At 70.9% G+C, this 12,771-nt stretch carries 13 protein-coding genes; 6 read left to right on the top strand and 7 right to left on the bottom strand.

The window, feature by feature from the left end; translation table 11 throughout:
- Positions 1 to 10: 10 nt before the first annotated feature.
- Positions 11 to 532 carry a hypothetical protein gene (locus ACFVXE_RS25395; protein ID WP_389674390.1) on the bottom strand — a complete coding sequence of 174 codons (522 nt, stop codon included), beginning with the start codon at positions 530 to 532 and terminating at the stop codon, positions 11 to 13.
- Between the two features lie 119 nt (positions 533 to 651).
- A complete protein-coding gene (locus tag ACFVXE_RS25400; RefSeq protein ID WP_389674392.1) occupies positions 652 to 1,767 on the bottom strand; it encodes a magnesium and cobalt transport protein CorA in 1,116 nt (371 codons plus the stop codon).
- 409 nt (positions 1,768 to 2,176) lie between these two features.
- On the opposite strand from ACFVXE_RS25400, the gene ACFVXE_RS25405 reads away from it, so the two are divergent.
- A complete protein-coding gene (locus tag ACFVXE_RS25405; protein ID WP_389674394.1) occupies positions 2,177 to 2,812 on the top strand; it encodes a suppressor of fused domain protein in 636 nt (211 codons plus the stop codon).
- 109 nt (positions 2,813 to 2,921) lie between these two features.
- On the opposite strand, the gene ACFVXE_RS25410 is transcribed toward ACFVXE_RS25405, so the two are convergent.
- A complete protein-coding gene (locus ACFVXE_RS25410; RefSeq protein ID WP_389674395.1) occupies positions 2,922 to 4,154 on the bottom strand; it encodes an MFS transporter in 1,233 nt (410 codons plus the stop codon).
- Positions 4,155 to 4,311: 157 nt separating this feature from the next.
- On the opposite strand from ACFVXE_RS25410, the gene ACFVXE_RS25415 reads away from it, so the two are divergent.
- From ACFVXE_RS25415 to ACFVXE_RS25425, 3 genes are all read left to right on the top strand, one after another.
- On the top strand, positions 4,312 to 4,956 hold the full coding sequence (locus ACFVXE_RS25415; protein ID WP_389674397.1) for a DUF6758 family protein: 645 nt from the start codon (positions 4,312 to 4,314) through the stop codon (positions 4,954 to 4,956).
- A 112-nt stretch (positions 4,957 to 5,068) separates the two neighbouring features.
- On the top strand, positions 5,069 to 5,935 hold the full coding sequence (locus ACFVXE_RS25420; protein ID WP_389674399.1) for a PHP domain-containing protein: 867 nt from the start codon (positions 5,069 to 5,071) through the stop codon (positions 5,933 to 5,935).
- A gap of 109 nt (positions 5,936 to 6,044) precedes the next feature.
- Entirely contained in the window at positions 6,045 to 6,650 is a 606-nt protein-coding gene (locus ACFVXE_RS25425) for a MarC family protein (RefSeq protein ID WP_389674400.1), read from the top strand.
- Positions 6,651 to 6,727: 77 nt separating this feature from the next.
- Here the strand turns inward: ACFVXE_RS25425 and ACFVXE_RS25430 are convergent, their stop codons facing one another.
- Positions 6,728 to 6,880: a hypothetical protein gene (locus ACFVXE_RS25430; RefSeq protein WP_389674402.1), complete on the bottom strand. Its 153-nt coding sequence runs from the start codon at positions 6,878 to 6,880 to the stop codon at positions 6,728 to 6,730.
- 210 nt (positions 6,881 to 7,090) lie between these two features.
- Between ACFVXE_RS25430 and ACFVXE_RS25435 the strand changes: the two genes are divergently transcribed.
- A complete protein-coding gene (locus ACFVXE_RS25435) occupies positions 7,091 to 7,978 on the top strand; it encodes an NYN domain-containing protein (RefSeq protein WP_389674404.1) in 888 nt (295 codons plus the stop codon).
- Between the two features lies 1 nt (position 7,979).
- Here the strand turns inward: ACFVXE_RS25435 and ACFVXE_RS25440 are convergent, their stop codons facing one another.
- Both ACFVXE_RS25440 and ACFVXE_RS25445 read right to left on the bottom strand, forming a co-directional pair.
- The gene (locus ACFVXE_RS25440) at positions 7,980 to 8,816 is read right to left on the bottom strand and encodes an alpha/beta fold hydrolase (RefSeq protein ID WP_389674406.1); all 837 of its coding nucleotides are present in this window, start codon (positions 8,814 to 8,816) and stop codon (positions 7,980 to 7,982) included.
- Positions 8,817 to 8,927: 111 nt separating this feature from the next.
- The gene (locus ACFVXE_RS25445) at positions 8,928 to 10,781 is read right to left on the bottom strand and encodes a DEAD/DEAH box helicase (RefSeq protein WP_389674453.1); all 1,854 of its coding nucleotides are present in this window, start codon (positions 10,779 to 10,781) and stop codon (positions 8,928 to 8,930) included.
- A 475-nt stretch (positions 10,782 to 11,256) separates the two neighbouring features.
- Between ACFVXE_RS25445 and ACFVXE_RS25450 the strand changes: the two genes are divergently transcribed.
- Positions 11,257 to 11,991: a ferritin-like fold-containing protein gene (locus ACFVXE_RS25450; protein WP_389674408.1), complete on the top strand. Its 735-nt coding sequence runs from the start codon at positions 11,257 to 11,259 to the stop codon at positions 11,989 to 11,991.
- A gap of 219 nt (positions 11,992 to 12,210) precedes the next feature.
- On the opposite strand, the gene ACFVXE_RS25455 is transcribed toward ACFVXE_RS25450, so the two are convergent.
- Entirely contained in the window at positions 12,211 to 12,480 is a 270-nt protein-coding gene (locus tag ACFVXE_RS25455; protein WP_389674410.1) for a hypothetical protein, read from the bottom strand.
- Positions 12,481 to 12,771 lie beyond the last annotated feature (291 nt).

The raw sequence follows: 12,771 nt of genomic DNA on the forward strand, positions 1-12,771 counted from the left end.
CGGAGCCGCCTCAGCTCCGGCGCCGGCGCTTGAGCAGCAGCCGCGGGAGTGCGTCCGGCACCGGCCGACGGGTGGTCGCCGGGGTCTCCAGCGGGGCCGCCGCCTGCGAGGTGTCCGGCAGCGGCGTACGGGTCCCGTCGGGCGTCAGCCGCAGCACCCGGCACTCGCGCGCCCAACGCTCGGTCAGCTGCTCGGCGTCCGGCGCGTTCAGCCGCTTTCCCTTGAGTTCGGCGACCGCCGCCTCCCACTCCTCGGAGTGCGGCGCCAGCTCCGTCACGGCAGCGGTCCAGGAGACCAGCCGGCCGCCCTTGTCCTTGCTGCGCACGGTCACCTCGGCGGACGACCCGCCGGTGAGACCGGCCGGGAGCGGCTGCTCACCGGGACCGTCCCCGACGAGATACGCCGCACCCTCGTGCCATACGTGCCACAGCGCCCGTGCGGGCCCGGTGCCCCGCACCCAGACGAGACCGGACTTCTTGGTGGCCTCCTCGACGAGGGCCGGTCCGAGCGACGAGTCAGCGGCAGCAGTCATGCCGCGAACTCTATTAGGTCCGGATCAGGTACGGGCCGGCCGCCCGGACCGGTGGCCTCCCGTTCGGATCGGGCCGGATCGTCCCGGATCGGGGAGCGGCGCCCGCTCCGGTCACAGCACTAGAGCCAGCCGTTGCGCTTGAGCGAGCGGTGGATGGAGAAGCAGACCACCCCGATGACGGCCATCACCATCGGGTAGCCGTACGTCCACCGCAGCTCAGGCATGTGGTCGAAGTTCATGCCGTAGACGCCGCAGATCATCGTCGGTACGGCGATGATGGCCGCCCAGGAGGTGATCTTGCGCATGTCCTCGTTCTGCGCGACGGTCGCCTGCGCCAGGTTGGCCTGCAGGATCGAGTTCAGCAGTTCGTCGAAGCCGATGACCTCTTCGTGCACCCGCGCCAGGTGGTCGGCGACGTCCCGGAAGTACTTCTGGATGTCCGGGTCGACCAGCCGCATCGGCCGCTCGCTGAGCAGCTGCATCGGCCGCAGCAGCGGCGAGACGGCCCGCTTGAACTCCAGCACCTCGCGCTTGAGCTGGTAGATCCGGCCGGCGTCCGAGCCGCGCGGACTGCCCTTGGCGGGAGTGGAGAAGACCTCGATCTCCACCTCGTCGATGTCGTCCTGGACGGCGCCCGCCACCGCGATGTAGCCGTCGACGACATGGTCGGCGATGGAGTGCAGGACCGCGGAGGGCCCCTTGGCGAGGAGTTCCGGGTCGTCCTGCAGCCGGTGCCGCAGCGCCCGCAGCGAGCCGTGCCCGCCGTGCCGGACGGTGATGACGAAGTCCCGGCCGGTGAAACACATCACCTCGCCGGTCTCGACGACCTCGCTGGTCGCGGTGAGTTCGGCGTGCTCGACGTAGTGGATGGTCTTGAAGACGGTGAAGAGCGTGTCGTCGTACCGCTCCAGCTTGGGCCGCTGGTGGGCGTGGACGGCGTCCTCGACGGCGAGCGGGTGAAGGCCGAACTCCCGGGCGATGACAGCGAATTCCGCCTCGGTCGGCTCGTGCAGGCCGATCCAGGCGAAACCGCCCTCCTCGCGCACCCGCAGCATCGCCTCGTGCGGCGTGAGGCAGCTGTCGCTCGCCAGACGCCGTCCGTCGCGGTAGACCGCACAGTCGACGACCGCGCTGGAGGCGGACGGGTCACGGGTGGCGTCGTAACTGCTGTGCAGCGCGTTGGTCTTGCGCAGGGAGGGGCGCACGGCGGCGCGCAGGTCGCGGATCATCGACATGGCTGGCTCCTTCACGGAGGGCCGTCGTCGGGCGCGTGGAACAGCCCGGAATGGGGACGTGTGCTCACATCCGCAAAGCGGGCGGCACCGCGGCGGCGCGATGACGGCGGTCGCTACAGACAGGCAAAAAAGGAATGCTCTTCCGTCGTGCGCAATGCCCCGGGCCTTGACCGAGAAGGCTTCAGATCACCGAAGAAAGGTGTCGGGCGGAAGAGCGGTTGGTACTGCACGATCGACTTCGATCCATTGCAGCCCCACCTCCTCCAGCCGGTCCCCCGTGGGGGATGACGTGACGCCGGGACTGAGAGCGACGCTTCTGCGTGCTGTCCCGACCAGCGGCCAAGACTATCAGCCGACACAGGGCCAATCCCTTACTTTGCCCGTTCGATACGCGTTCTATGCTCGCGACATGGAAGAAATTCTCGCGCTGGTCGAGGCCCGTCTGCGGACCGCTCTGGGCGAACCGGACGCGCGCGCCGCGGTCACGTTCCTGGGTACGGACCGGATCGAGGTGCTCCGTTTCGTCGACGGCGATGTGGTGCGCTACGCCACGCTCGGCATGTCCGCCCACCCGATGTCCGACCCGACCGCGGCGTTCGCCGATCCGGTGAAGGGGCCGCGCGCCGAGCTGGTCCTCTCGGTGCGGGCCGGGCTCGCCGACACCGACAAGGTGCTCCGCGGGCTGGCCGTGCTGGCGGCTTCGCCACAGGTCGAGGGGGTGATCGTGGCTCCCGGCGCCTCGCTGGACCTGGGGGAGCCGCTCTGGCCCGGAGCGCCGTTCAGCTCCGTACTCGTCGCCGAGTCCGGCGGTCTGGTGGAGGACCTGGAGCTCGACGGGCCCGCGCCGCGCAGCGGCTCCGCGGGGGACGACGGCCGGGGGGCGGGCGGGACGATGGAACCGGTGCGGTTCCTGCCGCTGCTGCCGATGACGCACAACGAGGCGGCGTGGAAGCGGGTCCGCGGCGCGCAGGAGCTCCAGGAGCGGTGGCTGTCGCACGGGACCGATCTGCGTGATCCGCTGCGCGGCTCCGTGGCCCTGGACTGAGCCGCACGCCCTGCCTGACCGGGACGCGCGGCGGCCGGACGCGGGGAAGCCCCGCCGCGCGGCCAGGAGGGGGAGCCGCGGGCGGGGCGGAACAGGGGGTGTGCGCGGATCAGTTGGCGAAGACCGCGACGCCGTCCTCGGTGGCGTGCCCGGGCACCAGTTCCTCGGCCTCGTGGGTAAGTGCCGCGCGCCGCACCCAGATGACCACCGCACCGACGACCGCGGCGGCCGCGGCGACCACGAACGGGATGTGGATGTTGCTCCACTCCTCGATCTTCGGGGCGAGGTAGGGGGCGGCGGCCGCGGCGAACCAGCGGACGAAGTTGTAGCCCGCGCTCGCCACCGGGCGCGGCGCGTCCGAGACGCCGAGCGCCAGCTCCGTGTAGACGGTGTTGTTCATGCCGATGAAGGCGCCGGAGACGATCGTGCACACGATGGCCGCGGTGTGGTTGCCGTAGCCGAGCAGCAGCAGGTCGGCGCCGAGCAGCACCAGTGAGGCACCGAGCACCTTGAGCGAGCCGAAGCGCTTCTGCAGCCGGGGGGCGACGAGCACCGAGAAGACGGCGAGCAGCAGACCCCAGGCGAAGAAGACCGCGCCGGACTTGTAGGGCGTCATGTTCAGCACGAACGGCGTGAACGCCAGGATCGTGAAGAAGGCGTAGTTGTAGAAGAACGCCGAGGTCGCGACGGAGGCGAGGCCGCCGTGGCCGAGCGCCCTGACCGGGTCGAGCAGCGAGGTCTTCCGGGCGGGCCTCGGCTGTTCCTTCAGGAACGCGGTGATGCAGACGAAGCCGATCGCCATCAGCGCCGCGGTGCCGAAGAACGGGTAGCGCCAGCTCGCGTCGCCGAGCAGCGCGCCGAGCAGCGGTCCGCACGCCATGCCGAGGCCGAGCGCCGACTCGTAGAGCAGGATCGCCGCCGAGCTGCCCCCGGCCGCGGCGCCGACGATCACGGCGAGCGCCGTCGAGACGAAGAGCGCGTTGCCGAGGCCCCAGCCGGCCCGGAAGCCGACCAGCTCGCCGACGGACGACGAGGTGCCGGAGAGCGCGGCGAAGACGACGACGAGCGCGAGGCCGGTCAGGAGGGTCTTGCGGCCGCCGATCCGGCTGGAGACGAAGCCGGTGACGAGCATGGCGAAGGCGGTGATCAGGAAGTACGAGGTGAAGAGCAGGGACACCTGGCTGGGTGTCGCCTCCAGCCCCTTGGCGATGGACGGCAGAATCGGGTCCACCAGGCCGATTCCCATGAACGCGACAACAGAGGCGCCCGCGGTGGCCCAGACGGCCTTCGGCTGGCGCAGGATGCTGCCCGTTCCCTGATCGAACGGGTCCTCTCCCGGCATGGTTCTTCTCGCTCTCCATTAGATCGATGCGTCATACACAGAATAAGTTAGAGAATCTAATTAATGCAAGCTACATCTAATATCTCGGACGAGAGCCACGCTGCGGACGGGTGATCGTCCTTGACGCGACGACGGCCGGGGAGGACCGTTGGATGCTATGAGGGGCGAACCCAGTTGCCCGAAGTGCGGAGGCCGGGTCAGGGCGCCCGGTCTTTTCGCCGACTCCTGGCAGTGCGCCCTGCATGGTGCCGTGCAGCCGCTGCAGCCGGTGGTTCCGCCGAGCGTCGAGGCCCTCGGGGTGGTGGTCAAGCGGGCACAGGTGCCGGTGTGGATGCCCTGGCCCCTCCCGGTCGGCTGGCTGTTCACCGGAGTCTCCTACGCCGGCGACGACCGCAGTGGCGGCCGCGCCACCGTCGTGGCCTGCTCCGGGCCAGGTCCGGTCGGCGGCATGGGTGAGCTGCTGCTGGTCGCCGAGGAGCTGGGCGTCGGCCTCGGCGCGCGCTATGCCGGGATCGAGGGCCCCGACCCGGGTCCGTACCTCCAGGTCGACGGGCCTCCGGACGCCAAGGTGCTCGCCGCCGGCCGGCCCACCCCGCTCTGGCACGTCAAGGGCGCCCCCGACGACCGGGCCGTCTACGCCGGTGAGGCGCGCGGACTCTGGCTCTGGGCGATCGTCTGGCCCGAGCAGTCCGGGCTGCTGCTCCACGACGAGCTGGTGCTGACCGACCTGCGCGAGTCCGGGGCCGAAGGCGAGCTGGTGCCGTGCGGGGCGCTCACTCCGAAGCTGCTCGACCGGCCCTGACCTCCGCGGGTCCACGCGCCCGGCCGCACCGTCCGATGCGGCCCGGCGCTGTTCGAATGCCGGTTATCCTTGGGCGATCCCCTGTCCGGCCCCGAGCACTGGAGTACGCGTCGTGCGCATCGATCTGCACACCCACTCCACCGCGTCGGACGGCACGGACACCCCCGCGGAGCTGGTGCGCAACGCCGCCGCCGCGGGCCTCGATGTCGTCGCTCTCACCGACCACGACACCGTTCGCGGGCACGCCGCGGCGATCGCCGCGCTCCCCGAGGGCCTCACCCTCGTCACCGGCGCGGAGCTCTCCTGTCGGATCGACGGCGTCGGGCTGCACATGCTGGCCTACCTCTTCGACCCCGACGAGCCCGAGCTGGCACGCGAACGCGAACTGGTCCGCGACGACCGGGTGCCGCGCGCGCAGACCATGGTCCGCAAGCTCCAGGCGCTCGGCGTGCCCGTCGAGTGGGAGCAGGTGGCCCGGATCGCCGGGGACGGTTCCGTCGGCAGGCCGCACATCGCCACCGCGCTCGTCGAGCTCGGAGTCGTCGAGACCGTCTCCGACGCCTTCACTCCCGAGTGGCTCGCCGACGGCGGCCGCGCCTACGCGCGGAAGCACGAACTCGACCCCTTCGACGCGATCCGGCTGGTCAAGGCTGCCGGTGGCGTCACCGTCTTCGCCCACCCGCTCGCCGTCAAGCGCGGCGAAGTGGTACCGGAGTCCGCCATGGCGGAACTCGCCGCAGCGGGCCTCGACGGCATCGAGGTCGACCACATGGACCACGACGAGCCGACCAGGGCCCGGCTGCGCGGACTCGCCAAGGAGCTGGGGCTGTTGACCACCGGCTCCAGCGACTACCACGGCAGCCGGAAGACCGTGCGGCTCGGCGAGTACACCACCGACCCGGAGATCTACGGCGAGATCACCCGGCGCGCCACGGGAGCCTTCCCGGTGCCGGGCGCCGGCGGACCCCGCCCCGCGTAAGCGGCTTCCGAGCCTCCCGCGCGCCTCGCCCTCCCGCATGCCCGGCCGTTGACGGCCGCCGGCCGCGCACGTCCTTTTTCGACCCGCTCTCTCCTCGCAAGGCCTCACTGTGTTCGACGTCGCTGTCTTCGGATCCCTTTTTCTCACACTTTTTGTGATTATGGATCCGCCCGGGATCACCCCGATCTTCCTCGCCCTCACCGCCGGCCGGCCCGCCAAGATCCAGCGCAGGATGGCGCTCCAGGCGGTTGCCGTCGCCTTCGGCGTGATCGCCGTGTTCGGCGTGCTCGGCCAGCAGATCCTCGACTACCTGCACGTCTCCGTACCCGCGCTGATGATCGCGGGCGGGCTGCTCCTGCTGCTGATCGCGCTCGACCTGCTGACCGGGAAGACCGACGAGCCGACGCAGACGAAGGACGTCAACGTCGCGCTCGTGCCGCTCGGCATGCCGCTGCTCGCCGGACCCGGCGCGATAGTCTCGGTGATCCTGGCGGTGCAGCACGCCCACGGCTTCGGCAGCCAGCTCTCGGTCTGGTCGGCGATCGTCGTCATGCACGTCGTGCTCTGGCTGACCATGCGTTACTCGCTGCTGATCATCAGGGTGATCAAGGACGGTGGCGTGGTGCTCGTGACGCGGCTCGCCGGGATGATGCTCTCCGCCATCGCCGTCCAGCAGATCATCAACGGCGTCACGCAGGTCGTCCAGAACTCCTGACGGCGCCCCGGACGCCACAGCGCCCCCGTACGGACGGTCCGTACGGGGGCGCTTCGTCTTTGTGCGTCGGTGAGGCGTTACGAAGCCGAGGTCTCGGCCGGGCGGATGTAGATGCGCTGGCCCATCGAGGCGGCCTGCTGCACGATCCGGTTGACGGAGGCGGCGTCCACGACGGTGCTGTCCACGGCGGTACCGTCGACATCGTCGAGTCGCATGATTTCGAAGCGCATACGGCTTCCCTTCGTCTGATCCTCCTGCTGGAGAACTACTGGGAGGACGGGTGATCCGTCCGCAAGGATGTGGAGCGTCAGACGTCTGCGTCTCGCGCTCCACAAGGGGTACAACGGCTTGTCGCCAGCAAACATTCCCTACGCTAAGGAAATTTTTTGGATGTCTAAGTACCAGTGGGTAACCGGCCGTGCGCGGACGATGAGGTCCGCATGAACGAGGCAGAGATCGGCGAACGCCTGGACCGCACCAACGAGCTGCTCCAGCGCATGCTCGCCGAGGTGTCGAAGACCCCCTCGACCCACGCGATCTTCGTGGACGCCGGCTATGTGTACGCCGCGGCGGGGCTGCTCGTCACGGGCACCGAGGACCGCCGCTCGTTCGACCTCGACGCGGAAGGGCTGATCGAGGCCTTCATCGACAAGGCCCGCACCATCTTCGCGGACAGCAGACTCCTGCGTGTGTACTGGTACGACGGAGCCAGACGCCGGATCCACACGGTCGAACAGCAGGCCATCGCCGAACTCCCCGACGTCAAGGTCAGGCTCGGCAACCTCAACGCCAACAACCAGCAGAAGGGCGTCGACTCACTCATCCGCACCGACCTCGAATCCCTCGCCCGGCACCGCGCCATCAGCGACGCGGCGCTCGTCGGCGGTGACGAGGACCTGGTGTCGGCGGTGGAGGCGGCGCAGGGGTACGGGGCCCGGGTCCATCTGTGGGGCATCGAGGCCGGCGAGGGGCGCAACCAGGCCGAGCCGCTGCTCTGGGAGGTCGACAGCCAGCGCACCTTCGATCTCGACTTCTGCCGCCCGTACGTCACCAGACGCCCCGTCACCACGTACGAGGACGACACCCCGGCCCCCTCCCGCGAGGACGTCCGCTTCGTCGGCGCGCAGATCGCCGCGGCCTGGCTCGCCGCCCGTGGCCGCGAGGCCCTGGCCGATCTGCTGCCCGGCCACCCCTACCTGCCGGGCTCCGTCGACCAGGACCTGCTCGTTGAGGCCGAGCGGCTGCTCCAGCACTCCCTGCGCGGCCACGCGCATCTGCGGCGCGCGCTGCGCGACGGATTCTGGCAGCACCTGCAGGCCCAGTACTGAGCTACACGCCGTCCCAGAAGGAGGCGAGCGCGGCAGCGGTCTGCTCCGGGCGGTCGGTGTTGGGGGAGTGCTCGGCGCCGGCGATCCTGGTCCGGCGGGCACCCAGACGCTGCGCCATGGTGTCGAGCAGCGGCACCGGCCAGGTGTCGTCGCGCTCCCCGGAGAGCACATGGACGGGCAGCGGTACGGCGGCGAGTTCGGCCACCCGGTCCGGCTCGGTCACCAGTTGCCGGCCGGTGGCGATCAGCTGGGCGGGCCTGTGCCGCAGCCAGCGGCGGCGCAGCCCCTCGCCGTCGGCCGCGAGGTCGTCCGGCGGGTCGAGGGCGCGCATCGCCTCCCACACCTCGGCCATGGTCAGGGTCGCGAGCGCGTCGCCGAGCATCTTCACCTTGAGCCGCTGGGCCTCGACGACCTGGGCGGGCCCGGACGACATCAGCGTCAGCGAGCGGAACGGCGAGGTGTCGAGCAGTACGGCGGCGCGCGCGATCTGCCCGCCGAGCGAGTGCCCCAGAAGGTGTACGGAGCCGCCGAGCGCGGCGGCCTGCGCCAGCACGTCGCGCGCCAACTCGCCCTGGGCGTAAGACTCCTGACGGTCCGTCCCGTCGGTCTCGTACTGCCCGCGCCCATCGGCGGCGACGATGCGGTAGCCGACGGCGCAGAGCGGTTCGAGAAGCGCGATGAAGTCCTCCTTGCTGCCCATGTATCCGGGCAGCAGAAGGGCGGTGCCACGCGGTTCGGCGGGCGGCGAGGCGTCCAGCACGGCGAACTCCCCGCGGTCGGTGGGCAGCATGCGCGCGCGGGTGCAGGGGGGCGGGGTGAAGGTGGGCGGCCGGCTCATGACACGAGGCTATGTCCTCGGACGCCGGAGCCGCCGGAGAAGGGGCCACCGAACGCCGGACGGGCCTGAGGTCGCCCCCAGGCCCGTCCGGTGAAATGCAGAGGTGTGCGGTCAGCCCTCGGACTTGGCCGACGCACGCGGCGCCCGGCGCCGGCGCGGCTTCGTCTCGCCGTCCGCGGCGGGGGCCTCGGCCACCGTCCCGGTCTCGGTCTTCGGCTTCGCCGCGGTCCGCGTCCGACGGCGCGGCCTGCTCTCCGTCACCGGCTCGGCGATCGGCGCGATCTGGAAGTCGACCTCGTCCGCGGCCGGCTTCGCGACGATCCGGGCGCGACGCCGCGGCTTCGTCACCGCCTTCGTCTCGGTCACCGGCTCGGCGATGGGCGCGATCTGGAAGTCGACCTCGTCCGCCGGCTTGGCGACGACCCGGGCCCGACGGCGGCGCGGCTTGGCCTCGGCCACCGGCTCGGCCTCCACGACGACGGCCGGAGCCGGCACCACGGCCACGGCGGTCGCGGTCTCGGCCACCGCCTCCGGGGCCGAGACACGGGTACGGCGCCGGCGCCGCGGGGTGCGCGGTTCGGCCAGTGCGTCGTCGACGGCCGGCGCGGGTGCGGCCTGGACAGCCTCCGCGGCCGGTGCGGGCACCACCACGGTGGCGCCTTCCCCGGTCTCGGATCCGCCCCGGGTGCGACGGCGCTGGCGCGGCGTGCGCGGTGCCCGCTCCTCGCGTACCGCGGGGGCTGCCGACGCCGCTGCCTTGCGGCCGCGGCCACCGGTCTCGCCCAGGTCCTCGATCTCCTCGGCCCGCAGGCCCGCACGGGTCCGCTCGGCGCGCGGCAGGACACCCTTGGTGCCGGCCGGGATGTCGAGCTCCTCGAAGAGGTGCGGCGACGTGGAGTACGTCTCGACCGGATCGTGGAACTTCAGGTCCAGCGCCTTGTTGATCAGCTGCCAGCGCGGGATGTCGTCCCAGTCGACCAGCGTGATCGCGATGCCCTTGGCGCCGGCCCGGCCGGTCCGGCCGATGCGGTGGAGATACGTCTTCTCGTCCTCCGGCGACTGGTAGTTGATGACGTGCGTGACGCCCTCGACATCGATACCGCGGGCCGCGACGTCGGTGCAGACGAGCACATCGACCTTGCCGTTGCGGAACGCGCGCAGCGCCTGCTCACGGGCGCCCTGGCCGAGGTCGCCGTGGACCGCGCCGGAAGCGAAACCGCGCTTCTCCAGCTGCTCGGCGATGTCCGCGGCGGTCCGCTTCGTACGGCAGAAGATCATCGCGAGCCCGCGGCCGTTGGCCTGCAGGATGCGCGAGACCATCTCCGGCTTGTCCATCGAGTGGGCGCGGAAGACGTGCTGCGAGGTGTTGGCGACGGTCGCGCCCTCGCCGTCGGGCGAGGTGGCTCGGATGTGCGTCGGCTGCGACATGTAGCGCCGCGCGAGGCCGATGACCGCACCCGGCATGGTCGCCGAGAACAGCATCGTCTGGCGGGTCGGCGGAAGCATCGTCATGATCTTCTCGACGTCGGGCAGGAAGCCCAGGTCGAGCATCTCGTCGGCCTCGTCGAGGACGAGGGCGCGCACGTGCGACAGGTCGAGCTTGCGCTGGCCGGCCAGGTCGAGCAGCCGGCCCGGGGTGCCGACGATCACATCGACGCCCTTCTTCAGGGCCTCGACCTGCGGTTCGTACGCACGGCCGCCGTAGATCGCGAGAACGCGGACGTTACGCACCTTGCCGGCGGTCAGCAGGTCGTTGGTGACCTGCTGGCAGAGCTCACGCGTGGGGACGACGACCAGTGCCTGCGGCGCGTCGGTCAGCTTCTCGGGCGCTGCCCGGCCCGCCTCGACGTCCGCGGGGACGGTGACGCGCTCCAGCAGCGGAAGACCGAAGCCGAGCGTCTTGCCGGTGCCGGTCTTGGCCTGTCCGATCACGTCGGAGCCGGAGAGCGCGACGGGGAGCGTCATCTCCTGGATGGGGAACGGGGACACGATGCCGACGGCCTCAAGGGCCTCGGCCGTCTCGGGAAGGATCCCGAGGTCTCGGAACGTAGTCAGGGTGCTGCCTCTTCTGTGAGACGCGGCCCGAGGCGAACGCTGGGGGTCGTACCGTGCCGGGGTTGGTCATCCGGCCGTGGATGGGCCGGGTGGCGCGGGACCACTGCCGTCGCTCGAGCGCTCGTGCCGCTGAGGGGGCCCCTCATCTGCGGTCGTACGTTGCGTACGACCCGCGTGGAGGGCTTTCGGGTCGGAGCCGATCGGGCCACCGACCGGGCATCCTCATTCAAATTCGCGCCACCGGCACATGCAAAGTGCTCAGTAAGCGCAATACCACTGTACCCCGGATTCGCGCATGTGTGTTGGGCGAATTCATCGGAACGGTGTGATGTCTCTGGCTGACCAGGCCCTTCCGTCCCGACTCGGGCGGGCTATTCTGCGCTTCATGGAGACGCCTGACAACGCCACTGAAGCCCCCGCACCCACCGGAATCGCCGCCCAGGACTGGGCCACCGCATCCACGGAGCCGCAGTACCGCGCCGCGGTCGTGGATCTGCTGGGAGCGCTCGCGTACGGGGAGCTCGCGGCCTTCGAGCGGCTCGCCGAGGACGCCAAACTCGCGCCGACGCTGGCCGACAAGGCGGAGCTGGCAAAGATGGCGTCCGCCGAATTCCATCACTTCGAGCGATTGACGGACCGGCTGACCGCGATCGACACCGAGCCGACCGGCGCGATGGAGCCGTTCGCCAAGGCTCTCGACGACTTCCACCGCCAGACCGCGCCGTCGGACTGGCTGGAAGGCCTGGTCAAGGCGTACGTGGGCGACTCGATCGCCAGCGACTTCTACCGCGAGGTGGCCGCCCGTCTCGACTCCGACACCCGCTCCCTGGTCCTCGCCGTGCTCGACGACACGGGGCACGGCAACTTCGCCGTGGAGAAGGTGCGCGCCGCGATCGAGGCCGATCCGCGCGTCGGCGGCAGGCTCGCCCTGTGGGCCCGTCGGCTGATGGGCGAGGCGCTCTCGCAGGCCCAGCGGGTGGTCGCCGACCGCGACGCGCTCTCGACGATGCTGGTGGGCGGGGTGGCCGACGGGTTCGACCTGGCCGAGGTCGGCCGGATGTTCTCGCGGATCACCGAGGCGCACACCAAGCGGATGGCGACACTCGGGCTCGCCGCCTAGTGCTGTGACCGGAAAGGTTCACCGGCTCGCGCCGCCCGGCACGGCACCTCGCCGCGTTGTCGCATCACCCGAGTACATCCAGTACGCGGGCGATGCTCCGCCTTGTTCCCGGCAAACCTTTCCGGTCACAGCACCAGCCGGCTCCCCGGGCGCGCCACGGTACGTGCGCGCGCCCGGTAAGGATTCCGGTACCGGTGGCCTGAGAGGGCCGAGGGCTCCTCAGGCCGCCGCTGATCGGCTCAGCCGGCGGCTGCGCGGGCGGATCAGCAGGGAAAGCGTCACCGCGCCGATAAGCGCCGCGCCGATCAGGGTGACCAGGACATACCCGGGGCCGAGCACCGAGTGCATCAGATACGCGCCGAACAGGGCCCCCAGCACGCCGGTGGCAAAGACGGTGCGGCGGGACGGGAGCCGGCTTGGCAGCGAACGGAGCGCCGCCCAGGAGAGGGCGAGTCCGAGCACGACGGAGCCGAGGGATTCCCAGATCACAGACGATCACCTCGCGGGTTGCAGAGGGGTACTCCCCATGGTGCGGTGCCGGCCATGAGGGAGGGGGCAAATCGGTTGTAGGCGGTACTACCCGGGAGGTGCGGAACGCAACCCTCCTCCGGCGGTTTTCGCACATCTGTCGCACAGGGGAAAGCGGCGGTGAGCAGCGGCGGAAGACGAAGAAGCGGGGCCGCGGGGGGGTCCCCCCCCGGCCGCGGAACCAGGCAGGGTGCCGGCCCGCCCCCCCCCCCCACCCCCCCCCCCCCGCGGGGCGCGCGCCCCGCGCCACAG

The organism is Streptomyces sp. NPDC058231 (assembly GCF_042882275.1).
In the GTDB taxonomy this organism is placed as follows: domain Bacteria; phylum Actinomycetota; class Actinomycetes; order Streptomycetales; family Streptomycetaceae; genus Streptomyces.